General features: G+C 52.6%; 24 protein-coding genes. 12 read left to right on the top strand and 12 right to left on the bottom strand.

Annotation, left to right across the window (positions count from 1 at the left end):
• Positions 1 to 25: 25 nt before the first annotated feature.
• Genes folP through glmM form a run of 4 tightly spaced genes read left to right on the top strand, consistent with a single transcriptional unit; the run spans position 26 to position 4,017 of the window.
• Positions 26 to 889 carry a dihydropteroate synthase gene (folP, locus tag ACXJJX_RS02845; RefSeq protein ID WP_456431848.1) on the top strand — a complete coding sequence of 288 codons (864 nt, stop codon included), beginning with the start codon at positions 26 to 28 and terminating at the stop codon, positions 887 to 889.
• Complete coding sequence (gene cdaA / locus ACXJJX_RS02840; protein WP_456431846.1) at positions 889 to 1,686, top strand: diadenylate cyclase CdaA; 798 nt, start codon at positions 889 to 891, stop codon at positions 1,684 to 1,686. The genes folP and cdaA overlap by 1 nt, the downstream gene beginning before the upstream one ends.
• A complete protein-coding gene (locus ACXJJX_RS02835; protein WP_456431844.1) occupies positions 1,665 to 2,774 on the top strand; it encodes a CdaR family protein in 1,110 nt (369 codons plus the stop codon). Before cdaA ends, ACXJJX_RS02835 begins: the two co-directional genes overlap by 22 nt.
• Positions 2,665 to 4,017, top strand: coding sequence for a phosphoglucosamine mutase (glmM, locus tag ACXJJX_RS02830; RefSeq protein WP_456431842.1), 1,353 nt, complete (start codon positions 2,665 to 2,667; stop codon positions 4,015 to 4,017). Before ACXJJX_RS02835 ends, glmM begins: the two co-directional genes overlap by 110 nt.
• Here glmM and mobB read toward each other — a convergent pair.
• The 3 genes from mobB to ACXJJX_RS02815 are packed head-to-tail and all read right to left on the bottom strand — an operon-like array spanning position 4,014 to position 7,903.
• Complete coding sequence (mobB, locus tag ACXJJX_RS02825) at positions 4,014 to 4,694, bottom strand: molybdopterin-guanine dinucleotide biosynthesis protein B (RefSeq protein WP_456431823.1); 681 nt, start codon at positions 4,692 to 4,694, stop codon at positions 4,014 to 4,016. The genes glmM and mobB overlap by 4 nt on opposite strands.
• Positions 4,691 to 6,853, bottom strand: coding sequence for an amylo-alpha-1,6-glucosidase (locus tag ACXJJX_RS02820; RefSeq protein ID WP_456431808.1), 2,163 nt, complete (start codon positions 6,851 to 6,853; stop codon positions 4,691 to 4,693). Before ACXJJX_RS02820 ends, mobB begins: the two co-directional genes overlap by 4 nt.
• Positions 6,854 to 7,903, bottom strand: coding sequence for a glycosyltransferase family 4 protein (locus ACXJJX_RS02815; RefSeq protein ID WP_456431806.1), 1,050 nt, complete (start codon positions 7,901 to 7,903; stop codon positions 6,854 to 6,856).
• 178 nt (positions 7,904 to 8,081) lie between these two features.
• Between ACXJJX_RS02815 and ACXJJX_RS02810 the strand changes: the two genes are divergently transcribed.
• Positions 8,082 to 10,139 carry a penicillin-binding protein 1A gene (locus tag ACXJJX_RS02810; RefSeq protein ID WP_456431804.1) on the top strand — a complete coding sequence of 686 codons (2,058 nt, stop codon included), beginning with the start codon at positions 8,082 to 8,084 and terminating at the stop codon, positions 10,137 to 10,139.
• Here the strand turns inward: ACXJJX_RS02810 and ACXJJX_RS02805 are convergent.
• Together ACXJJX_RS02805 and ACXJJX_RS02800 are read right to left on the bottom strand one after the other, a co-directional pair.
• Positions 10,072 to 10,800, bottom strand: a complete 729-nt coding sequence (locus ACXJJX_RS02805; RefSeq protein WP_456431802.1) for a CBS and ACT domain-containing protein — start codon at positions 10,798 to 10,800, stop codon at positions 10,072 to 10,074. The two genes, ACXJJX_RS02810 and ACXJJX_RS02805, sit on opposite strands and share 68 nt — an antisense overlap.
• Before the next feature lie 64 nt (positions 10,801 to 10,864).
• Positions 10,865 to 11,245: a hypothetical protein gene (locus tag ACXJJX_RS02800; RefSeq protein ID WP_456431800.1), complete on the bottom strand. Its 381-nt coding sequence runs from the start codon at positions 11,243 to 11,245 to the stop codon at positions 10,865 to 10,867.
• Positions 11,246 to 11,310: 65 nt separating this feature from the next.
• Between ACXJJX_RS02800 and ACXJJX_RS02795 the strand changes: the two genes are divergently transcribed.
• Genes ACXJJX_RS02795 through ACXJJX_RS02780 form a run of 4 tightly spaced genes read left to right on the top strand, consistent with a single transcriptional unit; the run spans position 11,311 to position 13,344 of the window.
• Positions 11,311 to 11,670, top strand: coding sequence for a hypothetical protein (locus tag ACXJJX_RS02795; protein WP_456431798.1), 360 nt, complete (start codon positions 11,311 to 11,313; stop codon positions 11,668 to 11,670).
• Positions 11,640 to 12,314 (top strand): protein-L-isoaspartate(D-aspartate) O-methyltransferase, encoded by a 675-nt coding sequence (locus ACXJJX_RS02790; protein WP_456431796.1) that lies wholly within the window; start codon positions 11,640 to 11,642, stop codon positions 12,312 to 12,314. Before ACXJJX_RS02795 ends, ACXJJX_RS02790 begins: the two co-directional genes overlap by 31 nt.
• On the top strand, positions 12,302 to 12,898 hold the full coding sequence (locus ACXJJX_RS02785; protein WP_456431794.1) for a YqaA family protein: 597 nt from the start codon (positions 12,302 to 12,304) through the stop codon (positions 12,896 to 12,898). Before ACXJJX_RS02790 ends, ACXJJX_RS02785 begins: the two co-directional genes overlap by 13 nt.
• On the top strand, positions 12,886 to 13,344 hold the full coding sequence (locus ACXJJX_RS02780) for a TIGR00725 family protein (protein ID WP_456431792.1): 459 nt from the start codon (positions 12,886 to 12,888) through the stop codon (positions 13,342 to 13,344). The genes ACXJJX_RS02785 and ACXJJX_RS02780 overlap by 13 nt, the downstream gene beginning before the upstream one ends.
• Here ACXJJX_RS02780 and ACXJJX_RS02775 read toward each other — a convergent pair.
• Positions 13,328 to 14,671: an amidohydrolase family protein gene (locus ACXJJX_RS02775; RefSeq protein WP_456431790.1), complete on the bottom strand. Its 1,344-nt coding sequence runs from the start codon at positions 14,669 to 14,671 to the stop codon at positions 13,328 to 13,330. The genes ACXJJX_RS02780 and ACXJJX_RS02775 overlap by 17 nt on opposite strands.
• Entirely contained in the window at positions 14,658 to 15,524 is an 867-nt protein-coding gene (locus ACXJJX_RS02770) for a purine-nucleoside phosphorylase (protein WP_456431788.1), read from the bottom strand. The genes ACXJJX_RS02775 and ACXJJX_RS02770 overlap by 14 nt, the downstream gene beginning before the upstream one ends.
• A gap of 143 nt (positions 15,525 to 15,667) precedes the next feature.
• Here ACXJJX_RS02770 and ACXJJX_RS02765 point away from each other — a divergent pair, with 143 nt between their 5' ends.
• The 3 genes from ACXJJX_RS02765 (at position 15,668) to ACXJJX_RS02755 (ending at position 18,791) form a co-directional block, all read left to right on the top strand.
• On the top strand, positions 15,668 to 16,702 hold the full coding sequence (locus ACXJJX_RS02765; protein ID WP_456431786.1) for a sigma-54 interaction domain-containing protein: 1,035 nt from the start codon (positions 15,668 to 15,670) through the stop codon (positions 16,700 to 16,702).
• 19 nt (positions 16,703 to 16,721) lie between these two features.
• The gene (locus tag ACXJJX_RS02760; protein WP_456431784.1) at positions 16,722 to 17,690 is read left to right on the top strand and encodes an SDR family oxidoreductase; all 969 of its coding nucleotides are present in this window, start codon (positions 16,722 to 16,724) and stop codon (positions 17,688 to 17,690) included.
• A gap of 177 nt (positions 17,691 to 17,867) precedes the next feature.
• On the top strand, positions 17,868 to 18,791 hold the full coding sequence (locus ACXJJX_RS02755; protein WP_456431779.1) for a hypothetical protein: 924 nt from the start codon (positions 17,868 to 17,870) through the stop codon (positions 18,789 to 18,791).
• Here the strand turns inward: ACXJJX_RS02755 and ACXJJX_RS02750 are convergent.
• The 5 genes from ACXJJX_RS02750 to dksA are packed head-to-tail and all read right to left on the bottom strand — an operon-like array spanning position 18,788 to position 24,856.
• Positions 18,788 to 19,168, bottom strand: coding sequence for a response regulator (locus ACXJJX_RS02750; RefSeq protein ID WP_456431777.1), 381 nt, complete (start codon positions 19,166 to 19,168; stop codon positions 18,788 to 18,790). The two genes, ACXJJX_RS02755 and ACXJJX_RS02750, sit on opposite strands and share 4 nt — an antisense overlap.
• Before the next feature lie 12 nt (positions 19,169 to 19,180).
• Positions 19,181 to 21,304: a GAF domain-containing sensor histidine kinase gene (locus ACXJJX_RS02745; RefSeq protein ID WP_456431747.1), complete on the bottom strand. Its 2,124-nt coding sequence runs from the start codon at positions 21,302 to 21,304 to the stop codon at positions 19,181 to 19,183.
• A gap of 10 nt (positions 21,305 to 21,314) precedes the next feature.
• On the bottom strand, positions 21,315 to 22,316 hold the full coding sequence (galT, locus tag ACXJJX_RS02740; RefSeq protein WP_456431731.1) for a galactose-1-phosphate uridylyltransferase: 1,002 nt from the start codon (positions 22,314 to 22,316) through the stop codon (positions 21,315 to 21,317).
• A gap of 10 nt (positions 22,317 to 22,326) precedes the next feature.
• The gene (locus ACXJJX_RS02735; protein ID WP_456431730.1) at positions 22,327 to 24,489 is read right to left on the bottom strand and encodes a glycoside hydrolase family 57 protein; all 2,163 of its coding nucleotides are present in this window, start codon (positions 24,487 to 24,489) and stop codon (positions 22,327 to 22,329) included.
• Between the two features lie 4 nt (positions 24,490 to 24,493).
• Positions 24,494 to 24,856, bottom strand: coding sequence for an RNA polymerase-binding protein DksA (dksA, locus tag ACXJJX_RS02730; protein WP_456431729.1), 363 nt, complete (start codon positions 24,854 to 24,856; stop codon positions 24,494 to 24,496).
• Positions 24,857 to 24,860: the final 4 nt, after the last annotated feature.

The raw sequence follows: 24,860 nt of genomic DNA, 5'->3' as shown, positions 1-24,860 counted from the left end.
TACTACCTAAACAGAAAGGACGGCAGTGAAACCTCTCAAGTGGGGTCGTCTCCACCTTGACTGGCAAAGACCCTATATCATGGGGGTGGTCAACGTCACCCCCGATTCCTTCTCTGACGGGGGAAAATATTTAAGCCCCCAAGCAGCCTTAAGGCAGGCCCTGGCCCTGGCTGAAGCCGGCGCCGACATACTTGACATCGGGGGGGAATCTACCCGCCCTTTTGCAGAACCCGTCTCCGTAGAGGAAGAACTTTCTCGGGTCATTCCGGCCATAAGCCTCATCCGCCATCATCTGCCGGATACCCCCATCTCTATTGATACCTACAAGGCTCCAGTGGCCCGTGAGGCCTTGGCTAACGGGGCCGATATAATAAACGACATCAGCGGCCTGCGCTTTGATCCCAAAATGATCGAGCTGGCCAAAATCACCCAGGCCCCAGTGGTGGTGATGCATATGAAGGGAAGCCCCCGAGATATGCAGATTAACCCCACCTATGACGATGTCATAGGAGAGATAAGATCCTTCTTTATCGAACGTATAGAGAGTCTTACTAGGGCTGGGATCAAGAGAGAGCGGATCATCCTTGATCCGGGAATAGGGTTTGGCAAACGTTTTGAGGACAATTTGGTTATCCTTAGACATCTTGAAAAGTTTATCTCTCTGGGGGCTCCGATCCTTGTAGGCCCCAGCCGCAAGGCCTTCATTGGCCAGATAACCGGACACCCTCCCGAGGAGCGGGATGCTGGAACCATGGGGGCAGTGGCTTGGGCAGCCATCAAAGGAGCCCACATCGTCCGGGTCCACAACGTGGCTATGGCCAGGGATCTGCTGACGGTAATTGGAGCCATTGCTAAGGTCGAATATGTCTCCAAGATGAAAGAAGGCTGATGGATAAGGTCTTTCAGTTTCTAGAACGGCTACGTTGGCAGGATATCCTCGATATTGCCATTGTGGCCTTCCTCATCTACCGGGTGATGCTAATCATTCGGGGCACCCGGGCCATGCAGATGGTGGCTGGGCTCGGGGTGCTTATGCTCATCTACTTTGTGGCGGCCAAACTCGAACTTCTAACCCTTCACTGGATATTGGGTACCTTTCTTTCTTCCTTGGTCCTCCTCATCATCATTGTCTTCCAGGATGACATCCGTCGGGCCCTTACCCAGATGGGCCAAACCCCTTTTCTGAAGGCCCGGGTAGAGCGCTCCCAGGCTATGGAGGAAATCATCAAGGCGGTCACCTCCTTGGCCGACCGCTACATTGGGGCCCTTATTGTCATCGAGCGGGAAACCGGTCTCAAGGAATACATTGAAAGCGGAACCATCCTTGAGGCCCGGGTCAACCGCGATCTTATCTGCTGTATATTTAATCCAGCCTCCCCCCTCCACGACGGGGCGGTGATCATCCGCGAAGGCCGGGTGGCAACAGCAGGTTCCATTCTCCCTCTGACCACCAATCCCAACGTCAGTAAATACTTAGGGACTAGGCACCGGGCCGCCCTGGGAATCACGGAGATAACCGATGCAGTGGCCATCGTGGTCTCCGAAGAACGGGGGGCCATTAGCCTGGCTGTCGGCGGGCACATTACCCCTGATATTGATGAGTCCACCCTGAGGCGAATGCTTCTTAACCTCTTGGGAGTCGGTCCTCCCAAGAGTCATCCCTGGTGGAAGAGGAAAATCTTCTGATGAGATGGCAGGAGTTCCTGGGTAGAGACTGGGTACTTAAGGGGCTCTCGATAGTCTTTGCCGTCATCCTCTGGTTCCTGGTAGTAGGTGAAGAAAATGCAGAAATGGCCCTGGATGTAGCCCTGGAGCTGGTTAACCTGCCTTCTGACACCATTGTCGTCAACGACATCCCCGGAGAGATCAAGGTCAGGGTAAGTGGGCCTCGAAGCCTGCTTCAGGGGCTATCACGGCAGAGGATCTCCCGGGTTATCGACCTCTCAGAGGCCAAGCCTGGGAGGATAATTATCCAGATCACTCCGGAGAGTATTCGAGTCCCCAGAGGGGTTCGGGTGGTCAAGATCAGTCCCTCAGAGATTGAGATCGTCCTCGACCGCCTGATTCGCAAGACCGTGAAGGTCCGAGTCCGTACAGAAGGCAAGTTACCAGAGGGATTCCGTCTGGAGAAGATCGTCGTCAGTCCCGAAAAGGTCCGGGTGGAAGGACCTCTTTCGACTCTCAAAGGTCTCAAATTTCTGGAAACCCAGCCGGTGGACCTCTCTGGGTTGACCACCGCCTTCCAGCGACAGGTAAGACTCAACCTGCCCCCTTATGTAAGGGTCATTAATGGAGACCCAATGGTCACGGTAACGGTAATAGTCACCGAGATCATTGGCAGCAAAGTTCTGAAGGTCCCCTTGTCCTCTGAGGGAGAAACCAGACCGATTATCCTGACCCCCAACCGAGTAACTCTTAAGATCGCTGGTCCCGTGATCATTCTTAGGAAACTTGAGACCTCACAGATAAAGGCCTGGGTGGAAACAAAAGATCTTAAGCCTGGAACCTACTGGCGAGAGATAAGAGTCGGATTGCCGGATAAAAAACTTCGTCTTCTCTCCATAAAGCCTTCCAGAGTCAAGGTTTACATCAAAAAGGCCCCAAACAAAAAAACCCAAAATATCCTCCATCTCATCAAGAAAACCGTGTGGAAAGGGAAAAAACATGAGCAGGAGACTGTTCGGGACAGATGGGATCCGCGGCCTAGCCAACGAACACCCCATGACTCCGGAGACCGCCCTCAAGCTGGGACGAGCGATCGCCTATTATTTTAGAAAGATTGGCGGCCACCATCGAGTCCTTATCGGTAAGGACACCCGACTTTCGGGCTACATGCTAGAGACTGCCTTGGCTTCAGGAATCTGCTCCATGGGAGCCAATGTACTCCTGGTTGGTCCTCTACCAACCCCGGCCATCGCCTTTTTGACCTCAAGCATGCGAGCCGATGCCGGAGTGGTCATCTCGGCTTCGCATAACCCTTATCCAGACAACGGAATCAAGGTCTTCTCTGGAGATGGTTTTAAGCTTCCTGATGAGACCGAGGCCGAGTTGGAGGCCCTTATGGAGAGCCCGGAACTTGATAACCACCGACCAACGGGCGACGGAGTAGGTAAGGCCTTCCGGATCGACGACGCTCGGGGGCGTTACATCGTCTTCCTCAAGCAGGCCTTTCCTAAGGAATTCACCCTTGATGGGCTGAGACTGGTCCTTGATTGTGCCCACGGAGCTGCCTACAGGGTAGCCCCAGCGGTCTTTGAGGAACTGGGGGCCGAGGTCATCAAGCTAGGGGTAGATCCTGATGGCCTAAACATTAACAACCGTTGTGGAGCTCTTTATCCAGAGGTGGTTCAAGCCAAGGTTCGAGAGACCGGAGCCGATATGGGAATTGCCCTGGACGGGGACGCTGACCGGGTTATTGTCGTCGATGAAAGGGGCGAAATAGTCGACGGGGATCACATTATGGCCATCTGTGCCCAGGCCATGGCCCGGGCCGGACGCCTTCAGAAAAACACCGTGGTGGCCACTATCATGAGCAATATGGGACTTGAGGTCTGCCTAAAAAAGATGGGGCTCCGGCTTCTGAGGACCAAGGTTGGAGATCGATACGTGGTCGAGGCTATGAGGGAGGGAGGCTACAATCTGGGAGGAGAACAGTCGGGACACCTGATCTTCCTTGACTACATGACCACTGGTGACGGAACCCTTGCGGCCCTCATGCTCCTGGCCGTAATGCTCAAAGAAGGCAAATCCCTTTCAGAACTCGCTCAGATAATGGAGACTTATCCTCAAGTCTTAATAAACGTCCGGGTAAGCCGGCGTCTTCCCCCTGAGGAGATCCCCGGGCTCATGGAGCTTAAAAGCCAGATAGAGAGAAAACTCTCTAATAGGGGCCGGATCGTCATCCGGCCTTCAGGGACTGAACCGGTATATCGGGTCATGGTGGAAGGAGAGGATCAGGAGGAGATCAAGGCCTACGCCAAAGAGATAAGTGAACATATCAAAAGGACTCTGGCCTAGTCCTCTAAGTCAAGGCGAAGCTCGATCAACTTGGCCTTTTCTGGAAGTCGCAAGTTTCTGACCACCCCAAGGACAATATCGGCCGTAATCTGACGGATGAAATACTTAAGGGGGGCCGGACGGCCATTTACCCAGAGACTGAGATGTCTCTGCCCTCCGAAGGGGGCTATTATCTTTTCTTTGATAAACTCTACGACCTTCTCCGGCTCCTTGAAAGAAAAAAGAGGCCAGCCTTTCACCGGAAAATCAGCCACCACCGCTATCACCCCGGGAATCTCTTCGGCCAATAGCTGGGAAGAGATATCCCGGCGGGCAATTTCTATCTTGGGAAGATGGGGATGATGTTTAAAACCTTCAATTATTACCAAATCACAGCCTCCATAATATCTAAAGAGAATCTCCTCGAGAGAAGGACGATGTCCAGAGAAAAAATAAAGTCCCGAAGGTCCGACCAAACCAACCTGGCTTACAAGCTCTCGATACTGAAAGGTATCCTTGCCTGGGTGGTCAAGATTGGCGATTTCTTTGGTAGATTTGAGAACTCCCGGTTTGTATCCTTCAGTCCTTAAGATCTTAAGGATCTCAAGGATGAAAGTCGTCTTGCCTACGTTGTGGGGACCAACAAAGGCCACTGCCGGCGGAAGACCAATCTTTTCCCAAATCTCCTGATAGTTCATTTGACAACTATTATCTCCAGATCACCTTTCTTTTTAAAGACGTTTATGACCACATCTCCCTCCCATTTGCGGATCAGCAGATCAACGCTGGCCTCCCCCAAGCGAAGGTTTTTGATCCAGATCCGGTTCAGAAAGTCAGGAAGTATGGGATGGTAAAAGTAGATCTTTCCCCCTTCAAAACTCAAGCCCAGAGAGGCCTGAAGAAGAAAGAAGACGGAGGCCGCAGCCCAGGCTTGAGGATTACAGGAGACCGGATAAGCTGTGGGGCCTTCGTGGGGACGCCGGGGAAAACCGCAGAAGAGCTCTGGCATCCGGTGGAGTTCAAAGAAATTACTGGCCTCAAAAAGGGCCTGAAAGATCTTTAAGAACTCTGTCCGAAAGCCGTAGCGTCTGAGACCATAGGCAATCAAGGCGTTGTCATGGGGCCAGATAGAACCATTGTGATAAGACATGGGATTATAACGGACCTCAAGGGAGGAAAGAGTCCGGATACCCCAACCGGAGAATGAGTCTGGAGACAGAAGCCTTTGGGCCACAGCTCGGGCCTCTTCCTCTCCGGCCAGCCCGGAGAAAAGTAGGTGACCAGCATTCGAGGTCCGGACAAGACAGGGGCGTTTGTCTCCATCAAGGGCCAGGGCATAGGTGTCCAGTTCTTCGGACCAAAAAAGTTTGTTGACCTTTTTGCGTAGGATTTTAGCTTGAAGGGCCAGTTTGTTAGCCAGAACCTCTTCCCCTAAAGCTGCCGCCAAATGAGAAGCCTTAAGCCAGGCCTCGTAGACATATCCCTGGACCTCCACCAGGGCTATAGGGCCTTTGACTAGCCGACCATCGGCATGGAAGACACTATCATGAGAGTCCTTCCAGCCTTTGTTAACCAGCCCTTTTCCTTTTGAAGAGTATTCCACCAGACCGTCACCGTCCAGATCACCGTACTTTTCGATCCACTCCAAGGCCAAAAGGATCTGGGGCCAGATCTGGCGGATGAAGTCGAGATCCTGAGTGCGTTGATAATAGGCCCCGGCCAAAAGAATAAAAAGGGGAGTGGCATCGATCGTCCCGTAATAAAAGGCAAAAGGGATCTCACCGGTGGCTGCTGTCTCGTTAGAGCGGATCTCGTGAACTATCTTGCCAGGTTCGGCATCGGTTTCGGGATTGATCTCCCGAGCCTGAGTCGCCGCCAGATAGGAAAGAACCCCCCGGGCAATGGCCGGATTGATCCAGAGACACTCTAGGGCGGTAATGATACCGTCTCGTCCGAAGACTGTACTGAACCAGGGAATGCCGGCATAAGGATAGGGGCCATGGGGAGTGTCGGTAAGCATGATAAAGATATCGGCTAAAGAGCGATGGAGCCAGCGGTTAAACTGCTCATTTGAAGTCTGGATCTCACAGGTCTGTTGGCGGAAGTTGGTCAGATGCAAACGGGCCTCAAAACCGGCCTTCTTGTAGGATAGGCACCGGCGCTTCTCTTCATCTATCTCACAAGAAACCGTAAGGAAGAAGGTCTTTGCCTCCCGGGGACGTAGACAGACCCTGAAGATGGCCTCCGAAGGAGCTAATTCTTCCGGAGCTGGAGAAAAGCGAAGAACCGTCTCTCTCAAGACCCCATCAAGCCCCTGGTAAGAGAAGATCACCCGGTCGGATTCCAACTTTGGAGCAAAGATCCGCCCTTTCTTGGGCCGTTTCAGGCCTCGAACCTCAAAGATATCAGCGTAGTCGGCCTCGAAATAGTAGGAAAAGAAAAGATCTACCGGGCAGAGACCAAAGTTTTCAAATTCAAGCCGTTCGTAACAACAACCATCATAAAGGAACTTGGTCCTCAGGATATGAATAGTACCTTTGGGAACCAGAAGACGATCCCGGGAGACGATATCGGGATTGGTGAGATCCACCGTAAAGAAGATATTGTCTTCCCGGATGGTAGAACTTAAGAGCAGAGGGGCCAGGTCGGCTACTGCCAAGCGAAGGCGAGAGACGAACCTGGTCCCCTGGTGGAAAAGACCGTATTCGTTGCTTCCCAGTGGCTCTATATCGCCAAAGCGGTTAAAAATGGCAAAGGTATCCCCCTGCTTGAGGACCCGGGGCCGATCGTCGATCCTGGCCGAGGTCGTAAGGATATAGAAACGATTTTCGACACAGATGATCTCCTGATGGGCCACTTAGACCGCCTTAAGCAGGGGATATTTTTCGCCGACGATGGCCTCATATATGTCAAGATAATCCCGGGCCATTCTGGAAGCCGAGAATCGCCGTTCAAAAAACTCCCGGCAGCCAGCCCGATCAACAGAGGCCACTTTTTCTACTGCCACCACCGCCTCCTCCAAGCTCTCCACGATGAATCCGGCCACTCCCTCTTCGATCACCTCCGGCACAGAACCACAGCGCCAAGCAATAACCGGGGTACCACAGGCCAAAGCCTCGATCATCACTAACCCAAAAGGCTCAGGCCAGTCAATGGGAAAGACCAAGGCCAGGGCCTGCCCTAGAAACTCGTTCTTTTCCCCCTCTCCAATCTCCCCCACAAACTCTACCCAGGGGCTCTTGAGAAGCGGTCTGATAACCTCTTCAAAATACTGACGGTCTGCGGAATCTACCTTAGCGGCAATCTTGAGGGGAACCCCAGCCATCTCCGCGATCTTTATGGCCCGGTCTGGTCTTTTCTCCGGAGATATCCGGCCTAAAAAGGCCAGATATTTTCCTGGCTCAGTATATGGACGGTAAAGGCCTTTGGGCAGTCCATGGTAGACGGTCCCTTTCCAGTTGGCCCAGTAAAGGGGTTTTCGCTGGGCATAGGATATAGAGACCAGAGCCTGATCTTTAAACTCCCGATAAAGGGGGACAAGATCACCGATGTCCAGGCGTCCGTGAAGAGTGGTCACCGAGGGAGTTGAGAGACGCCTGGCCAAAGGGAAATGGATATAATCGATGTGGAAGTGAATGATATCGAACTCATCGGCCATCTGGAAGACCTTTTCCAACTGAAGGATGTGGTGGGCAAGGCGATCCTGACAGCTGGCATCAAGCCTTAAGGCCCTCTGGCAACAGGGAATCAGCTTGGCCTTGGTCTTTGAGTCGCCGCTAGCAAAAAGGCTCACTTCGTGGCCCATGGCCACCAGCTCTTCAGTCAAGTAGGAGACAACCCGTTCCGTTCCCCCATAAAGCTTTGGGGGCACACTTTCATGGAGAGGAGCCACCTGAGCAATCTTCATAAAGATGCTCACCTCCTCCTACCCGATCTATTTAAAAACAAGGGAAAAAAGAAGAAATGTTGCCAATTAAAAAGAAGGGCTTATCATGTCTTCTGCGCCCATAAAATAGTCTCTTTTCCCGACTTTACAAGGCCAAAAGCTTGCAGGCTCTCTGCAAGGGGACTAAGTAAAAGAGGAGATGCCCAAGATAGTCTTCAGGTGGTCTTACGGCCACGTCTTAGTAATGGTTTTTAGCTCAGCGGCCTTGGTTTCCCTTTTTGTCTTGGCCCTGGTCTTTGCCTATCTAAAACTGGAGTTGCCTGACGTCAGTAGCCTTAAGAACTACCGCCCCCCGGCAGTAAGCGAGCTCTATGATCGCAAGGGGCGCCTAGTGGCCTACTTTTATAGGGAAAAGAGGTGGCCTGTCCCCCTGGAACTGGTCCCTGAGAGGCTTATCCAGGCCATCATTGCCGCCGAAGACGCCCGCTTTTACCAACACAAAGGCTTGGACTTCTTTAGCATCATGCGGGCGGCCATCAGAAACATGGAGGCTGGCAGTATTGTCCAAGGCGGTAGCACCATTACCCAGCAGGTCACCAGAGCGTTGTTGCTCTCCAGAGAGAAGTCCTTCAGACGCAAGATCAAAGAGGCCCTCCTGGCTTGGCGTATTGATTCCATGCTCACCAAGGATGAGATCCTCAACATCTATCTCAATCAGATCTACCTGGGAGAAGGGGCTTACGGAGTCGAGGCTGCCAGCCGGATATATTTTGGCAAACACGTCTGGGATCTCAACCTAGCCGAGTGCGCCCTTATTGCTGGCCTCCCGCAGGCCCCTAGCCGGTATAATCCCTACCGTAACTTCAAACTGGCCAAAAAACGTCAGGCTTACGTCCTGAAGAGAATGGTCGCCGAGGGTTACATCACGGAAGAGGAGGCCCAAAGGGCCTATGCTACCCCCATTGAGCTCCGGCGTTTCAACCCTCCCATTGCCAAGGAAGCGGCTTACTTTGTCGATTATGCCCAACAACAACTCAGTAGGATCCTGGGGCGAGAAGAGCTTCTCACCGGTGGCTATAGGATCTATAGCACCCTTGACCTCGATTACCAGAGAGCTGCCTTTGAGGCCTTGAAAGAAGGCCTAATAGCCATAGATAAACGTCACCCCGACCTCAAGGATTCCCCCGTTCAGGGAGCCATCTGCCTCATTGAGGCCTCAACTGGGGCCATAAGGGCCTTGGTCGGGGGGCTTGATCCCGGCCGGGGCCATTTCAACCGGGCCACCCAGGCCCGCCGTCAACCAGGCTCTGCCTTCAAGCCTATTGTCTATGCCGCCGCCCTTGAGGCCGATCTTATCAGCCCGGCTACACTCTTTGTTGACGAACCCCTGATCTTTCCAGGAGCCACTGAAGACAAACACTGGGAGCCTCAGAACTTTGACGGTTTCTTTTTAGGTCCCATTACCGTCCGCAAGGCCCTGGCGGATTCCCGAAACACTGTGGCCGTTAAGGTGGCCCAACTAGCGGGGATAGATCAGGTAATCACCGAGGCCCAAAAGCTGGGGATCACGGTCCGGCTCTCCCGGGACCTAGCCTTGGCCCTAGGATCCAATGGTATTCCCCTCATCCAACTTACAGCAGCCTACCAAGCCTTTGCCAATGAAGGGGAAAGAATCCCTCCACGGATAGTCGAAGCCCTGGTAGACCGAGACGGACGGGTCCTTGAGCCCCGAAGATCCCCCCCGGTTCGGGTTCTCTCTCCAGAGACCAGCTTTATGCTCACCTATCTTCTGGAGGAGGTGGTCAAGGACGGAACCGGCCGTTGTGCCTCCCGTCTTCCCATCCCCATAGCGGCCAAAACCGGGACCACAGACTATTATCGCGATGCCTGGTTCGTCGGCTATACTCCTTCGTTGGTGATCGGAGTATGGGTGGGGCGTGATGACAAAACACCCCTTGGCCCTGGGGAAACCGGTGGCCGGGCCGCCTGTCCCATCTGGGTCTCTTTTATGGAAAAGATCCTTGATATTGATGGCTTGAGGGAAGAGAGATTTATCCCCCCCGAGGGGATCACCTTTGCCGCCATCGATGAGACAACAGGTGAGGTCTCCCTCCCCAAAGGAAATACCGTCTGGATGCCCCTCAGAGAGGGAGAGGTCTCAGAAATCAGACCAGTCCTTGAGGAAAGGCCTAGCCTGTGGCCTGACGTATCCCCCCAAAGACGTCCTTGGTGGCAACGTCTACCTTTTTGGGAATAACCGTAAGGTCATCCCGGACGACATAGAGGACCTTAAAACGGGTCTTAAGACGTTCAATCATCTCGTTAAGGGCCTCATCTTCCAGGTCCTTAATCCGGATATAGACCTCCCGCCGGCCAGGTTCAGCGTGGTCATAGGAGGTGAGGATGGAAACCAAGCGTCCACCATGTTGCCGAATAACCGCCGCCACCTCGTTGATCGATCCCGGACGATCCTCAAGATCAAAGGCAATCTGGATGGGCCCCCGGTATATACCGGTAATGCTGATCAGGACCTTAAAGACATCGGTCTGGGTAATTATGCCAACCACATAGCCTTCTTCGTTGACTACTGGAAGGCCAGAGATCCGGTTCTCCAGCATGATCACCGCTGCCCTCTCAACAGTATCGTCCTCTCTGATGGTGATGGGATTAGGAGTCATGATGTCTTTGACCTTGATCTCGGAAAGCAGGTAATAGAGTTCGTGAACGTCTAAAGAAGTAGCTTTAGACGGAGCCGCTTCCTTAAGATCGCGATCAGTAATAATCCCGACAACCTTCCCCCGACGGACCACCGGTATACGCCGAATCTTATGTTCCTTCATTATTTGGGTGGCCTTCATCATGGAGGCATTTTCGTCTACGGTGACCACATCTGTTGCCATCCATTCTCTTACTAACATAGACCCCTCCTTCTTATCTGTGCCGTTCCTTTATCAAAAGCCCCGACCCTCTTCAAGAAAAAGGTTAAGACTTTTCTTCAAGGATTTCATCAAGAGCCTTTTTAAACTCTTCGGATTCAAGGGCCGAGAGATCGATCTCTTCTAGATCCTCTCCAGAGCCTTCTTCTCCAGCCTCAGGAACTAGATCAGAGACGTCAATATCAGAGATTCCTGAAGGCCCAGGAGCCTCTTTGCTGGGTTCAATGGATTCAGGCTGGGCCCCTAACTGGGGCCCCTGAGGCGGACTTGAGGCCGAAGGGGCCTCCGAGCCAGTCAGAAAGTCAGCCACTGCCTCAAGGGGCAAAGGATTACCCAGGGCTTTCTTGATGGAGCTTAGGTCGTTCTGACAATGAGGACAAGTGCTCAGATGGTCAAAGGTTAAAAAATTACACTTCGGACAGCGCATTTTCTCCCTCCTCAGGCCGATATGAGGCCTTTATCCTCCTCAGGACGGCTGTTATATTGTTTAACATGTCAAAGCATTCTTTGGTAAAAAAACTAGCTGTTTTTTTATTTATCGGCCTGTCAGCTCTAGGACTTAGCGGTTGTGGAGGGGGCAGACGGGTCTATCTGGCCAATGAGGCCTGTCTCATCAAAAAAGGACAGTCCAACCGGGCTGAGGTCTTGAACCTCCTTGGACCTCCAGACAAAGTTGTCCGCCAAGCCAATGGTTGGGAGATCTGGTACTATTTTAATGTCAATAAAAGCACTTTAAAAAAATTTCCCCTTTTGGGAAGCCGCTTAGGACGTGAGGAAATAGAGATCTTAGAGATTATCTTTGCGGGCAATCAGGTCTACCAATGCCGTTACCAAGTAGAAGAGAAAAAGTGAAGGATCCTTTCGCCATCGCCCGCAATCGCATGGTAGAGACCCAGATCGTTGCCCGGGGCATAAAAGACCCACGGGTAATCGAGGCCATGCGTAAAGTCCCTCGCCATCTTTTTGTCGATGAGGCCCTATGGGACCAGGCCTATGGAGATTTTCCCCTTCCCATCGGTCAAGGGCAAACTATTTCCCAGCCCTACATTGTAGCCCTGATGACCGAGGCCCTCCAACTCAAAGGGGACGAAAAGGTCCTGGAGATAGGAACGGGATCCGGATACCAGACAGCCATCCTGGCAGAGCTGGCCCACAAGGTATATTCCATCGAGCGAGTGCCGACCTTGGTCCAGAGAGCCCGACGGGTGCTCGATGAATTGGGCTATACCAATGTGGTCATCCGCCTGGGAGATGGAACTAAGGGCTGGCCGGAAGAGGCCCCCTTTGAGGCCATAATCGTCACCGCTGCCGGCCCCAAGATTCCGAAACCTCTCCTTGAACAACTCTCCGACAATGGCCGGCTGGTCATCCCTGTCGGAGATGAATACTCACAGGACCTTATCCGGGTCACCAGAAAGGACGACCGTTTTGTGACTGAAAATCTCGGGGGCGTCCGCTTTGTTAAACTTATTGGAGACCACGGATGGCAGGGTTAAAAAGCCTGGATTCCCTCAAAGACTGGACCCTTTCTTTTGCCGAATCTCCCCGGGGGACCTGGGCCCTCTTTTTTTTAGCCGTAGCTGAAGCCAGTTTTTTCCCCATTCCCCCGGATGTCCTTCTCATCGCCCTTTGTCTAGCTACCCCTAAGAGAGGCTTCTATCTGGCCCTCATCTGCACCCTGGGATCGGTTCTGGGGGGGCTGGCTGGCTATGGACTGGGGGCCTTCTTTATGGAGACTGTCGGCCAACCGATCCTTTCTTTTTATGGCCTTACCGCCAAGTTCGATCTGGCTCGAACCTATTTTCATCAGTATGATGCCTGGGCAGTAGGAGTGGCTGGTTTTACCCCTCTTCCCTATAAGCTCTTCACCATTAGTGCCGGAGCCTTTAAGATCGATCTCCTGACCTTCTTTCTGGCCTCGGTAATCTCCCGGGCCGGTCGGTTCTTTCTGGTAGCCGGGATGATCTTCTTCTTCGGCCAGGCGGTCAAAGACTATATAGAACGTTACTTTAATCTGCTTACAGCGGCCTTTGTGGGCCTGCTAATAGTGGGATTCTTGGTGATAAAATGGCTATTTTGAGACGAATTGCGGTCATCGGGGCCGGAATCTGTGAGGCCAACATCTATGAGATTGCCCAGAGGGTCGGTTTTCTTCTGGCCAAGCAAGGAGCCATGATTTACTGTGGCGGTCTTGGCGGGGTTATGGAGGCCGCGGCCAAAGGAGCCAAAGAGGCCGGAGGCCTCACTGTTGGAATACTTCCTGGCAATAAAGCCTCAGAGGCCAATCCCTACATCGATATCCCTGTGGTTACGGCCATGAGTCACGCCCGAAACGTCATTTTAGTCCGCTCAGCCGAGGCCGTAGTGGCCATCTCTGGGGGTTACGGGACTCTTTCAGAGATCGCCTTGGCCCTAAAGATGTGGCGTCCTGTAGTCGGCCTTAAGACCTGGCCAGGAATAGAGGGGGTCCGATACGTGGAGGAAGCCGAAGAGGCGGTGGAGGAAGTCTTTAAGGTTCTGGGTTAGGACCAGAGGGATTTAGCCCCAACTTGGCCTTGATCTCCTGACAGATGAGGGCCACTTCGGCCCGAGTCTCTGCCCCGTCAAACATGACCGGAACTCCCCGATCAAAGACCACCTCTCCGTTAACCATCACCCAGGAAACATCTCCTCCCCGGGCGCTATAAACCAAAAGCGAAAGAGGGTCATAAAGAGGGGTTAGATGCGGTCTAGAAAGATCTAGGGCGGCCATATCGGCCAAGAATCCTGGCTCAAGACGCCCCAGGCCCTGGAGTCTAAGGGCCCGAGCCCCGGCTTCGGTGGCCATACGAAAGGCCTCCCGGGCTGGGAGCACCGTGGCCTGCTCTTTGAGCCCCTTCTGGAGCAAGGCGGCAGAGCGCATCTCTCCCAGAAGATCAAGATCATTGTTAGAGGCCGGACCATCCGTCCCCAAAGCCACATTGAGCTTGAGGGAGAGCATCTCCAGCACCGGAGCTACCCCGGAGGCCAGCTTGAGGTTACTCTCCGGACAGTGAACCAAGCTGGCCTGGGCTTCAGCCAGAAGGACTATCTCCTCAGAAGTCAATTTAACTCCATGGACGGCCACCAAGGCCTCAGAGACCAGCCCCAAGGAGGCCAGATGTTTGGCCGGAGAAAGACCGTAGCGCTCTTTGATAAGGCTTACCTCGTCGTTGGTCTCAGCCAAATGGATATTGAAACTGGCGCCGTGTTTCTCGGCCAGATGGTAGGCCTTTTTTAAAGTCTCTGGAGAGCAGGTATAAAGGGCATGGGGACAGACCATGACTTTAATGCGGGGATGATCCCGGTAGGCCAGAAGAAGATCTTCGGTAAGTCTAAGACCGGCCTCAAGAGGACCATAACCTGGAGAAGGGAAATCAAAGAGACCTTCGCCAACAACGGCCCTGACCCCAGCCGAATCCGCAGCCTTTATGACCTCTTTGGAGAAGATATACATATCGGCAAAGGTGGTCACCCCTGAGGCCAGCATCTCCCAAATGGCCAGTTTCGTTCCCCAATATACCCACCGGGGGTTAAGGTGTCTTTCGGCCGGGAAGATGTAGCCCTCCAGCCAACGCATAAGAGGAAGATCATCCGCCATCCCCCGGAAAATGGTCATGGCTGCGTGGGTATGGGCGTTTATCAGTCCCGGAAAAAGGAGACTGGCCCCCAAATCCTTGACCCGGGCCAGAGGGTGACTGGCGAGGATCTCCCGGGCCGGCCCCACGGCGATGATCTTCGGGCCCCGTACCAGAACTGCTCCATCAAAGATGGCCGGTACATCCCAGGCCGGCAGTATGACCCTGGCCTTGATCAGAAGCTCATCCCCGCCCATAGCGCTCTCCTTTAAGCCAATCCTCTGGGATCCTTTGGACAAAGGCGGCCACTAGCCTTTCAAGCTTCTCCCCGGCAGCCTCAGCCGAGGCAATGACTTCTTTGAGCAGAATAGGCCTAAAGTTGTCTGGATCATTGACATTGGCAATAACCGAAAGCCCCAAGACCTCAAGGCCGGCGTGATTGGCGACAATGACCTCTGGAGTGGTTGACATACCTACGGCGTCAGCTCCGAGATGGCGGAGCATCCTCGTCTCGGCCGGGGTCTCTAAACTGGGCCCGGGGACAGCCACGTAGACCCCCTCTTTAAGATCAATTCCCTCAGCCCGAGCTACCTCCTTCATCAGGTGGCGCAATCTCAGACTATAGGCTTCAGATAGATCCGGAAACCGCGGCCCCCATTCCTCAATGTTGGGGCCTCGTAAGGGATTGTCCGGAATGAGATTTATATGGTCCGAAATAAGCATGATATCCCCAGGAGAAAAAGAAAGATTTAGCCCTCCGGCAGCGTTAGAGACAATTACCGTCTTTACCCCCAGCCTAGTCATCACCCTTAAAGGAAACGTTATCTCCCGGGCCGAATATCCCTCATAGTAGTGAAACCGACCTTGGAAGGCCCAGATAGGTCGGCCAGCAAAGTAGCCCATGACTAAACGCCCCCGGTGGCTAGGGACCGTTGAGGCCGGAAAATGAGGGATCTCATGATAGGGAATCTCCAGGGTCTTTTCCATCTTTTCAGCTACCCCGGAGAGCCCAGTACCCAAAATAAGCAAAACCGGGGGAAAAGACTGGACCCTGGCCCCAATAAATGCCCTAGCCTCTTCAACCTGTTTCCTTAGCTCAGTATTTACCATTAGGTAAAACTCCCTATTTATCTTTGAGGCAAACTGCTGTTTAATTTGCCAGATTTTTTACATAATAGCTGGATTATCGTAACAATTAGGTTATCCTTTAAAAATATTGTATCGAGCTACATGGTTTGGGTAAGGAGGCCTCTGTGGCCCTGGATTTTATTGTCGGGCAGAGTTCGGCCATTCAGAGCATCAAAGAGCTCATCACTCAGGTCGTAAACACGGACCTAAACGTCGTAATCTATGGCGAAAGCGGCGTTGGCAAAGAGCTGGTAGCCCGAGCCCTCCATCGGCTCTCCTACCGGAAGGATAAGCCTTTTGTCAAGGTAAACTGTGCGGCCCTTCCTGGAGAACTTCTGGAGAGCGAGCTCTTTGGCCATGAGAAGGGAGCCTTCACCGGAGCAGTAACCCAGAAGCCAGGCAAGTTTGAGTTGGCCAACGGTGGGGTGATCTTCCTTGACGAGATAGGCGACATGCCCCTTCACCTCCAGGCCAAACTGCTCCAGGTCCTCCAGGATGGCGAATTCAGCCGGGTCGGCGGCCAGAAAGACATCCGGGTGGACACCTGGGTGATTGCGGCCACCAACCACGATCTTGACCGGGACATCAAAGAAGGACGTTTTCGGGAGGATCTTTATTTCCGCCTTAACATCATCAAGATCGTTGTTCCCCCGCTAAGGAATCGCCGCGAGGACATTCCTTTGCTCTGCAAACACTTTTTGGCCCGCTATTCTCCCCGTCTTGGGGGCCAAGACGTGGAGATCCCTACCCCACTCATGGAACTTTTCATGGAATATCACTGGCCGGGCAATGTCCGCGAGCTTGAGAACTACATCCGGCGATTTCTGGTCCTCAAAGACTGGGAACCCATTGCCCAAGATATCCGCCGTCACATGGATTCGGCCCAAGGGAAGAAATCGCCCCAGGTCCAGGCCACCAACCTCAAGGATCTCGTCCGTGAAGAGTTAGCCCCCTACGGCAACGGATCCATCCCTCTTAAAGAGATCCGTCGCAAGATATTCGACTATGTGGAAAGAGAGCTTATCGAAGTGGTTCTAGAGAAGACCAATTGGAATCGCCGCCAAGCTGCTGAAATCCTCCAGATAAGTTACAAAGCCCTTCTTTACAAGATGCAAAACCTAGGCATTAAAGAGCCTGAAAAATCTTCCGAATCTGGTTAAAACCCCTCAGGAGGTAAAAATGGCCCGCTTTTTAGTAACTGGAGGGGCCGGTTTCATCGGCTCCAACATCACCGAACGCCTTTTGAAAGATGGACACTACGTCCGTGTTCTGGACGACTTCTCAAACGGCAAAGAGGAAAACCTCGACTTTTCTGCTCCCCTTAAGGAAAGGCTTGAGGTTATCAGGGGAGATATTCGAGATCCTTCTGTCTGCAAGGAGGCCTGTCAGGCTGTAGAGTACATCTTCCATGAGGCCGCTTTGGGATCGGTTCCCCGATCCATTGATGACCCCCAGAGCACCAACGAGATTAATATTACCGGGACTCTTAACCTTCTTTGGGCGGCCAAGGAGGCAGGGGTCAAGCGCTTCGTTTATGCTGCTTCCTCCTCGGCCTACGGCGACAAGGAAGATCCCTTCGGCCAGATCATAGCCAAGAAGGAGACCATGGCCCCAAACCCCCTTTCTCCCTACGCTGTCTCCAAACTTACCGGAGAATACTACTGCCAGGTCTTCAGCCAGGTCTACGGGCTAGAGACGGTCATTTTGAGATATTTCAACGTTTTTGGTCCCCGGCAGGACCCTCACTCCATGTACGCCGCTGTGGTTCCCAAGTTCATCACCTCTCTCCTCAAAGGGCAGTCCCCGACCATCTTTGGAGACGGAGAGCAGAGCCGGGATTTCACCTATATTGACAACGTAGTAGAAGCCAATCTGAAGGCTTGTTTTGCCGGGAAAGAGGCCGTGGGAGAGGTTTTCAACATTGCCTGCGGTCGGAGAACAAGCATCAACGAGCTCTACCGTCTCATTGCCCAACTTATCGGCACGGACCTTAAACCTCACTATGCCCCGGCAAGAGCCGGAGATGTAAGACATTCCTTGGCCGATATCTCCAAGGCCCAAAAGATCCTCGGCCTCCAAGAGATGGTCAGTCTGGAGGAAGGCCTGAGGAAGACTATTGACTGGTACCGAAAAGGTCTCGAAGAGTAAAAATTAAGAAGAAAAATAGTTCCCTGGTCAGGGAATTTTCTTTCCCTTTTGCTCTTTTTAATAAGGGCCCCGGCCAGTTATTACTCAAAAGGGGCCCTTAATCCTCCTAAAAGGTTCTTCCATATCGGCTCATTTCTTGCATTATCGTCACCTGTAGTAATTACAGGTAGAGAAGAGATGTCACAAAAGAGCCGTCTCCATCCTTCGGCAGAAATCCTAAATTCTGGCTTTGATATATTCCTTCCCTACCCGGGAAAAAGGAAGAAAAACTCGGTCTCAGAGCAGGATCTGGAGGCCTTTATCCTCAAGGATCTCAAGGCCGGAGAAATGAATCTTGAGGGATGGCTTAAAAAGATCCGCAAAAAGAAGATACCCGTAAGGCTCCCTGAGGCCTTCTTTGAGAAGGACCCCTCCCGCCGCTATGATATCCGTATCGCCCCCTTGGCCAAAGGCTTTCTTATCTCTGGGGCTGAAATCGGTCCAGGACCTGGGGCCTATCTCTACCAGTCGGCCTTCTTTGAGAAAGTCCTCAACCGGATGGGGAACCTGGTTTCGGCCCTCTCTGGCCGGATAGACCTCTTGAGGCTCAAAGATGAAGAAAATCAAAAAGGAGAACTTAATTCTCTCTTTCCCCGTCTGAAACGGGGATTGGGGGAGATCCTGGCCTTCTTTAAGGCCTTGGCCCTTTACCAACATCATTTGGGGCAAAGAGAGGAGACCTGTCTCAATTTGGATCAGGTCATCCTCGAGGTAGTCGAATTCATGGAGATGTTTACCTTCAGGGAAGGAACCTTCTTTTTCAATCCTTCGGGTAAGCTACCAAGTATTCAAGGAAGAAAGGGAGACTTTACCGAGGCTCTCTGCCTCATCCTGGCCTCTATCGTAGAGGCCAGCTCCATTGGAAGCCAGAGGGCCATCTTCATCCAGACTGGCTTGGCCGTAGATGGATCTGGCCTTATTGAGTTTCGCTACGATGGTCACAAGCTCTCAAATCTGGCCAGTCTAAGCCCCATACGCCGCCTGAGACGGCTCTATGGAGTAAAGCTCAAGACAATGGGGCTCAGTGGCGATCAACGGATCGCCCTCCTCATCCCCCTTTAGTTGCCCATTATCCGCTGAAGCTGACGCCTTACCGAATCTTTAAGTTCATCAAGATTATAGGATTTGACAATATAGTCATCCGAGGCCCAGGAGGCCAAGTCCTGCTTGTATTCCGGATAGGCTGAGCTTAAGATCACCGGCCGATTGGGCTTCCTCTCCTTGAGTTTCCTCAAGACCTCAATGCCGTCCATCCCGGGCATATTGATATCTAGAATGACCACATCCGGATCAACTTCCTCAGCCATCTTGAGGGCCTCCTCCCCATTCAGGGCCGAATAAACCTCATAGCCCTCTTCCTCCAGCTCTTCTCGATAAAGGATATGAATGCTTTCTTCGTCATCGACCAATAAAATGCGGGGTTTCCTTGTCTCTGCCATAGTCTCTACTCCTTACTTGGTCTGAAATCTTTGTTTCCTGCGCCACAGGGGAAGCTTGATGATAAAGGTAGCTCCCTTGCCAGGGCGGTTGTCTACTAAAATTTCTCCTTCATGGAACCGAACAATACGGTAAGCCAGGGCCAGCCCTAATCCACGACTGCGTTTGGTCCCAAAGAAGGGATTAAATATATTGGGCAGGATATCAAGGGGAATGCCTCCACCAGTATCACTCACCTCAAAGACCACCGTCGGTTCGACCTCTTCATCGGTGTAGGTGCGGATACTAAGGATCCCCCCCTCCCCCATGGCCTGAAGAGCGTTTAAAATCAAGCAAGAGATAACGTAGCGGATCTCATGACCATCACAGTCAACCCGGGGCAGGGGGTGAAAGTCTTTTTCCACCCGAATTCCTCTAGCCTGAATCTCTCTTTCTAGTAGAAAGAGGGCCTCTTCTACCAAACGATTAAGATCCTCCTGCCCAAAGCACCGAGGACAACGATAATTGACGTCCAGAAGACCCCGAAGGACCTTTTCCAGCCGGGCCACCTGGGAGACCATCCGGTCCAGATATCTGCGGGCCTCCTCTGCCGAGGAGGCCCGAGAGGCCCGCCGGGCAAGCCCCCCCAGGATGCTCAATGGATTGCGGATCTCATGGGCAATGGCCGAGGCCAGCTCTCCCAAGGCGGCCCTTTTCTCAGAATCTACCAAGCGATCCTTGGTGATGAGGAGTTCCCGATTGGCCCTTTCAAGGCCGGCATAAAGAAGGGTCTTCTCCAGGCTTACGGCCAAATAGCTGGCCAGAAGACGAAAGCCCCGGTCATCTTCGACAAAGCTCTGGCTGTCTACGGCCAAGAGCCCCAGGGGTTCAGGACCGGCCATGAGGGGATAGATAAGAGGAGAAGGTCCCATCTTCTGGACCACCTCTTGAGGGAGTTCATCTCTTGAAGGAGGCAGAACCGGACCCCTGAAAACGCTAGTTCCTCCCTCTACAACCTCGGCCATATAACGACGGTGATCCTTCTTGAGAACCAGGGCCGCCCTAGGGCAGGAGAGCCCTGGATGAGTGGTCAATCGAGCCAAAAACTCACGTCCCAGGTCCTGGGGGCTATTGGCAGCCAGCAGGTAAAGACCAACCTCATAGAGGCCGGCCAGCTGGTCGACCATGGTCTGGTTTTCTTCCGCTAGCCGGCGCATTTCCTCAAGGGCCACCACCGTGGATATTCCCCGGGAGATCATTCTTCCTACAGTCTGAAGGGAAAGGACCGCCTCTTTAAAGGCCTCTTCCTCCCCTGGGGGAGCAAAAAGACATAAGGCTCCCTGAGCTGAGGGGATCTCCAACGGAAGACAGACCATGGTCTGGAAGCTCTCGGAAGGACTTCCCCCACAAAGGGTCTTTGAACAGTTCTTTCGGCAATAGAGAGGAAGATCTCCGGCCTGGGCCTGATAGAGGCCCGAGTTTGATTCAAGCCTTATGGCTACCCCAGCAATCTTAAAAAGGTCCTTAAGAAGGATTACCAGCTCCTCAAGAAGCCCCTGAGGGCTTTTAGCAAAGTGAAAGATCCGATCTATCCGGGTGACAATCTTGGTCAGCGATTGCTGATGATGCAGATCTCTTTGAAGCTCAAATTCTTTTATTAGGCCGGTGGCCAGATAGAGCCCGTCAAGGACTAACTCCTTGTCCTCCTCAGACCAAGAACGAGGGCCCCTTGAAGCCAGGGCCAAGATGGCCCGAAAATCATCATCCCAGGGGACGATAGCCCAGGCCCCTGCCTTCTGAAATAAGGGAGGATCAAGTAGTTCATCATGTCCGCCGGAATCCTCGATAAACAGGGGTTTCCCTTTAAAGAGAACGTATCCAAAAGCATTATCTAGGGAATCTTCCACTGGATCAGAGGGGATACCGATCCCCACCAGGGGGGTCAAACTCCGGGAAACATTGTCTCGGAGATAAAGAGCGACCTGATCCAGATTCAAAAGCCCCTTGATAGTCCTAAGAAGGCGCTCCAAGCGGACCAGTGGGTCATCCTTACCCAGGGTGGCCCGTATCAGGCAGGAGACCTGCTTTAGACCCTGGCTTCCTGCCGGCGATGGTCTCTGTCTGACCGGATACAGGCGTCTGACCTTGGGGCCGTCCATCCCTTAAGGCCTAAAGGGTTATCTCCCTCAAGAACCTAGCCGCCTCCTCTGGGGGAGTAGGATTAATATAGAAGCCAGTGCCCCACTCAAAACCGGCTATCCTGGTAAGTTTAGGCATGATTTCAAAATGCCAGTGATAGTGTTCCAGATAAGACTCCCTTAAGGGGGCGGTGTGAAGAACATAGTTAAAGGGGCAACGGGGTATGGCCGCATCAAGCCGCCTCATGGCCTCCGAGAAAATCTCCGCCAAAGCCCGAAACTGCTTGTCATCAATGCTTCGATAATCCGAGTGATGTCTTTTGGGAAGGATCCACATCTCAAAGGGAGAACGAGGAGCAAAGGGACTGATACAGAGAAATTCCTCATTTTCACAGATAATCCGGATATTTTGCTGGAGTTCCTGGTGAATGATATCGCAGAAGATACATCGTTCTTTGTAATCATAATATAACTTGGCCCCTTTGAGCTCTTCACGGACAAGTTGAGGGACAATAGGAAGGGCGATCAGCTGGGAGTGAGAGTGTTCGAGAGAGGCCCCAGCGGCCTGACCAAAGTTCTTGAAGATCATCACATAGCGAAAGCGGGGGTCTCTGGCCAGATCAACCATCCGATCTCGATAAGACCAATAGACCTGGACGAGTCTATCCGGAGGAATATCGGCCAGGGTTTCATTGTGATTAGGAGTCTCAACAATAACCTCATGGGCCCCAATACCATTCATCTTGTCGTAGATGCCCTCCCCCTGTTTCCAGAGATCGCCTTCAATGATCAGAGCTGGATATTTATTGGGTACCACCCTTAAGGTCCAACCAGGGCTGTTAGGTGGGGCCCCCGGAGGGCGACCATAGGCCAAGACCTCAGGTGGGGTCGTATATTCGTGTTCTGGGCACAGAGGGCAAAATCCTCCTTTGGTCTTTTCCTTCTCGACCACAAAATCCGAAGGCCTTTTGCCCCGCTCCTTGGCAATGATCACCCATCGCCCCACGATGGGATCTTTCCGCAATTCAGGCATATTTCCTCCTTTAGACCTGCCAGAAGATTTGCTCGAAGTTTTCGTCAGGCACAGTGAACGAAAGGTGGCCCATCCGAGGGACCCTCTCCCTTACTAGCCCTTTTTCCAGGATCTCTATCCAAAAGATGACATTGTCTCCAACCCTAAAGTTGAGCAGAGCAAAGGGAACCGAAAGTTCCACAATCCGATCAACGGCTAAATCTGCCCCCTCTCTTTGGGCCCCAAGAACTCGATCTTCTATAATAATTCTGTAACTCTCGGCCGGTTTCTCTACCCGAGGTCTGAAGCTCAAAATGGCCTTATGGCGGGCCGAGAGGATAATATTTATTTCGATCCCTGGCGGCCATTGGTTTAGGGATTCCTGAGGATCCAGTCTAAAAAATATCTTTTCTAAATTGAAGCCAAAATAGACAGCTCCAATCAGTCCAGGCCCGAGATACATGGCCGAACCCAGATCAGAGACGCTGTAATATCCAGAGCCACTCCATTCCAGAAAGTGACTCTCCTGACCATCAATAATGGGATTTATGAAACCTAAGGGAACCCTTTGGGGCTCTACATGCCGAGGGCGCCGGATAGGCAGGGATAATTCGGCCGGAGGGTGACTGCCAGCGGCCTCATAGACCCGGCTGAGATGGCTCCGAAAGAGACGATCAAATTCCGAATTATACGGGCTATAGAAGTGTTCTCCGAACCACCAGAACCAATCGCTACCTTCGGCTGCCATCAGGGCCTCATAGGCGGCTTCAAAAGGCTCGGTCTCAAGTTCAGAGGCCTTATCTTTAAGCCAGCGTCGGGTATGCCCCAGAAGGCTCCAGGCCCGGTTTTCTTCCTCTCCACCGATCCAGATATCAAAGTTATGGTTGATCCACGAACCAGTAAAAAGACGGTCAAGACGGCCTTGAGGCGGATTTTTTTTCAAAAAACCCCTAACAGTGGTGGTCTTAAGGTCTTCAGCCTCGCTCAAGGCCTCGTATAGCCCCTTAAGGAAGGCCTCCCCTCCATCGGGATAGTATTCCCAGGGATTTTCCCCATCAAGGATTATGCAGACCAGCCAGGGCCCGGGCCCTTGCCCCAGACATAGCTGGCGTATCTGACGCAAGCTGACCATAAAATCCTCAACACTCTCCCCGGCTGGATTCCGCTGATAGACAAAGCCGATCTTGTCAGAGAGACCGTGGTGTCGAAAGACAAGCCTTACCTTAGCCCCGTCTATCTCTACCTGATATGGCTGGAATAGGGCCGTCGGGCTATGGGTCTCAAGGCTGTGAAAGAGGATCTCTTCATCAGTGGCCGCCCAAAGAAGACCGCATTCTTCCAGGATAGGGATAAGTTCTGGAGAGACAGAGCCTTCTGAAGGCCAAAGCCCCAATGGCCGCTGGCCAAAGAGCTCCTCATGGAGATCAAGGGCCCGGTCTATCTGGGCCTTAGCATCTTCTGGAAAGCGAAACCGAGGGGGCAGAGCCACATGGGGCATGGCCCGCCGGGCACAGTCGCTGTCTATCAGAAGGGGCAGGATAGGGTGAAAAAAAGGACTGGTACTGATCTCAATCTGACCGTTTTCAAGCAGGCGACGATAGCGGGGAATGACCTCCTTTAGGGCGGTGAGCTGAAGATCAAGAAGTCGGTGTTTTTCCTCTTCACTGTAAGTCCTCTCTTTAGCCAAAAGGTGTCGAACTAAAGGATCCCCCCGCAGATGGAAGCCCATCCAGGTAAGGTTAAACCAGACCTGAAGATCCAGAAAATCCTGGACCGAAAAGTTCGAAATAGCGGCCTTGATAGAGCCCGAATCCCCAGAAAGCCCTCTTTTTTCCAGGAGGGCCCGATAACGGGGATAGGGATTGATCATTGTCTCCCAGTGACAACTGAAGAAATTGGCCAAAATGAACTCTTTATCTCGATCAGTGAGTTCGGCGGCCGCTTTTCGGGAAAGGCTCAAGAATTCGTCTTCTCCTCCCCCCTCATAAAAGGTGAGCTGTTTAAGGAGAGAGGGAACAAGATTAAAGACGGCCTTTACCCTAGGGAAACCTTCCAGGGCGGCCGGCATATCGGTATAGGCTTTAGTGGCGTGGAGTCTTACCCATGGAAGACTTAAAGTTCCTCGATGCCAGTCAAGATAAAGGGGCTGGTGCATATGCCAGACAAAAGCCACATAGAGGGGCTCATCCCCCATCTTCCTAGCCCCCTTTGAGCTTTTCTAGACGCTCCTGATTCCTCTTGCATTCAATACACAAAGAAGCCTCAGGCCGGGCCTCCAGACGTTTGAGACTTATCTCCTCCCCGCATTCCTCACAGATACCATAAGTTCCCTCATCAATCCTCTCTAGAGCGGCCATAATCTTCCGGATGAACTTTCTCTCCCGATCCCGGATACGAAGCTCAAAACCGCGGTCAGATTCAAGTACTGCCCGATCTGTAGGATCCGGACAGTTAACCCCACTTTCTGTAAGATCAGTGAGGGTTTTTTCGGCTTCAGACAAAAGAGTCTTCAGTTTTTCCTGCAGAAGATTCCGAAAGTACTCTAACTTCTCCTGATCCATAAAA

The sequence above is a fragment of the Thermosulfuriphilus sp. genome (genome assembly GCF_054026695.1).
The sequence above is the reverse complement of the archived record's forward strand: the minus strand, read 5'-3'. Positions and strand labels throughout refer to the sequence as shown.

Excerpts from the sequence above, each read along its gene's own strand:
- ACXJJX_RS02780 (WP_456431792.1), top strand. The coding sequence starts at position 12,886 with ATGGCTATTTTGAGACGAATTGCGGTCATCGGGGCCGGAATCTGTGAG.
- ACXJJX_RS02770 (WP_456431788.1), bottom strand. The coding sequence starts at position 15,524 with ATGGTAAATACTGAGCTAAGGAAACAGGTTGAAGAGGCTAGGGCATTT.
- ACXJJX_RS02785 (WP_456431794.1), top strand. The coding sequence starts at position 12,302 with ATGGCAGGGTTAAAAAGCCTGGATTCCCTCAAAGACTGGACCCTTTCT.
- ACXJJX_RS02735 (WP_456431730.1), bottom strand. The coding sequence starts at position 24,489 with ATGGGGGATGAGCCCCTCTATGTGGCTTTTGTCTGGCATATGCACCAG.
- cdaA (WP_456431846.1), top strand. The coding sequence starts at position 889 with ATGGATAAGGTCTTTCAGTTTCTAGAACGGCTACGTTGGCAGGATATC.
- ACXJJX_RS02815 (WP_456431806.1), bottom strand. The coding sequence starts at position 7,903 with ATGAAGATTGCTCAGGTGGCTCCTCTCCATGAAAGTGTGCCCCCAAAG.
- ACXJJX_RS02795 (WP_456431798.1), top strand. The coding sequence starts at position 11,311 with ATGTCAAAGCATTCTTTGGTAAAAAAACTAGCTGTTTTTTTATTTATC.
- ACXJJX_RS02805 (WP_456431802.1), bottom strand. The coding sequence starts at position 10,800 with ATGTTAGTAAGAGAATGGATGGCAACAGATGTGGTCACCGTAGACGAA.
- ACXJJX_RS02800 (WP_456431800.1), bottom strand. The coding sequence starts at position 11,245 with ATGCGCTGTCCGAAGTGTAATTTTTTAACCTTTGACCATCTGAGCACT.
- galT (WP_456431731.1), bottom strand. The coding sequence starts at position 22,316 with ATGCCTGAATTGCGGAAAGATCCCATCGTGGGGCGATGGGTGATCATT.
- ACXJJX_RS02750 (WP_456431777.1), bottom strand. The coding sequence starts at position 19,168 with ATGGCAGAGACAAGGAAACCCCGCATTTTATTGGTCGATGACGAAGAA.
- ACXJJX_RS02775 (WP_456431790.1), bottom strand. The coding sequence starts at position 14,671 with ATGGGCGGGGATGAGCTTCTGATCAAGGCCAGGGTCATACTGCCGGCC.
- ACXJJX_RS02755 (WP_456431779.1), top strand. The coding sequence starts at position 17,868 with ATGTCACAAAAGAGCCGTCTCCATCCTTCGGCAGAAATCCTAAATTCT.
- ACXJJX_RS02790 (WP_456431796.1), top strand. The coding sequence starts at position 11,640 with ATGCCGTTACCAAGTAGAAGAGAAAAAGTGAAGGATCCTTTCGCCATC.
- ACXJJX_RS02760 (WP_456431784.1), top strand. The coding sequence starts at position 16,722 with ATGGCCCGCTTTTTAGTAACTGGAGGGGCCGGTTTCATCGGCTCCAAC.
- ACXJJX_RS02745 (WP_456431747.1), bottom strand. The coding sequence starts at position 21,304 with ATGGACGGCCCCAAGGTCAGACGCCTGTATCCGGTCAGACAGAGACCA.
- dksA (WP_456431729.1), bottom strand. The coding sequence starts at position 24,856 with ATGGATCAGGAGAAGTTAGAGTACTTTCGGAATCTTCTGCAGGAAAAA.
- glmM (WP_456431842.1), top strand. The coding sequence starts at position 2,665 with ATGAGCAGGAGACTGTTCGGGACAGATGGGATCCGCGGCCTAGCCAAC.
- mobB (WP_456431823.1), bottom strand. The coding sequence starts at position 4,694 with ATGAACTATCAGGAGATTTGGGAAAAGATTGGTCTTCCGCCGGCAGTG.
- ACXJJX_RS02810 (WP_456431804.1), top strand. The coding sequence starts at position 8,082 with ATGCCCAAGATAGTCTTCAGGTGGTCTTACGGCCACGTCTTAGTAATG.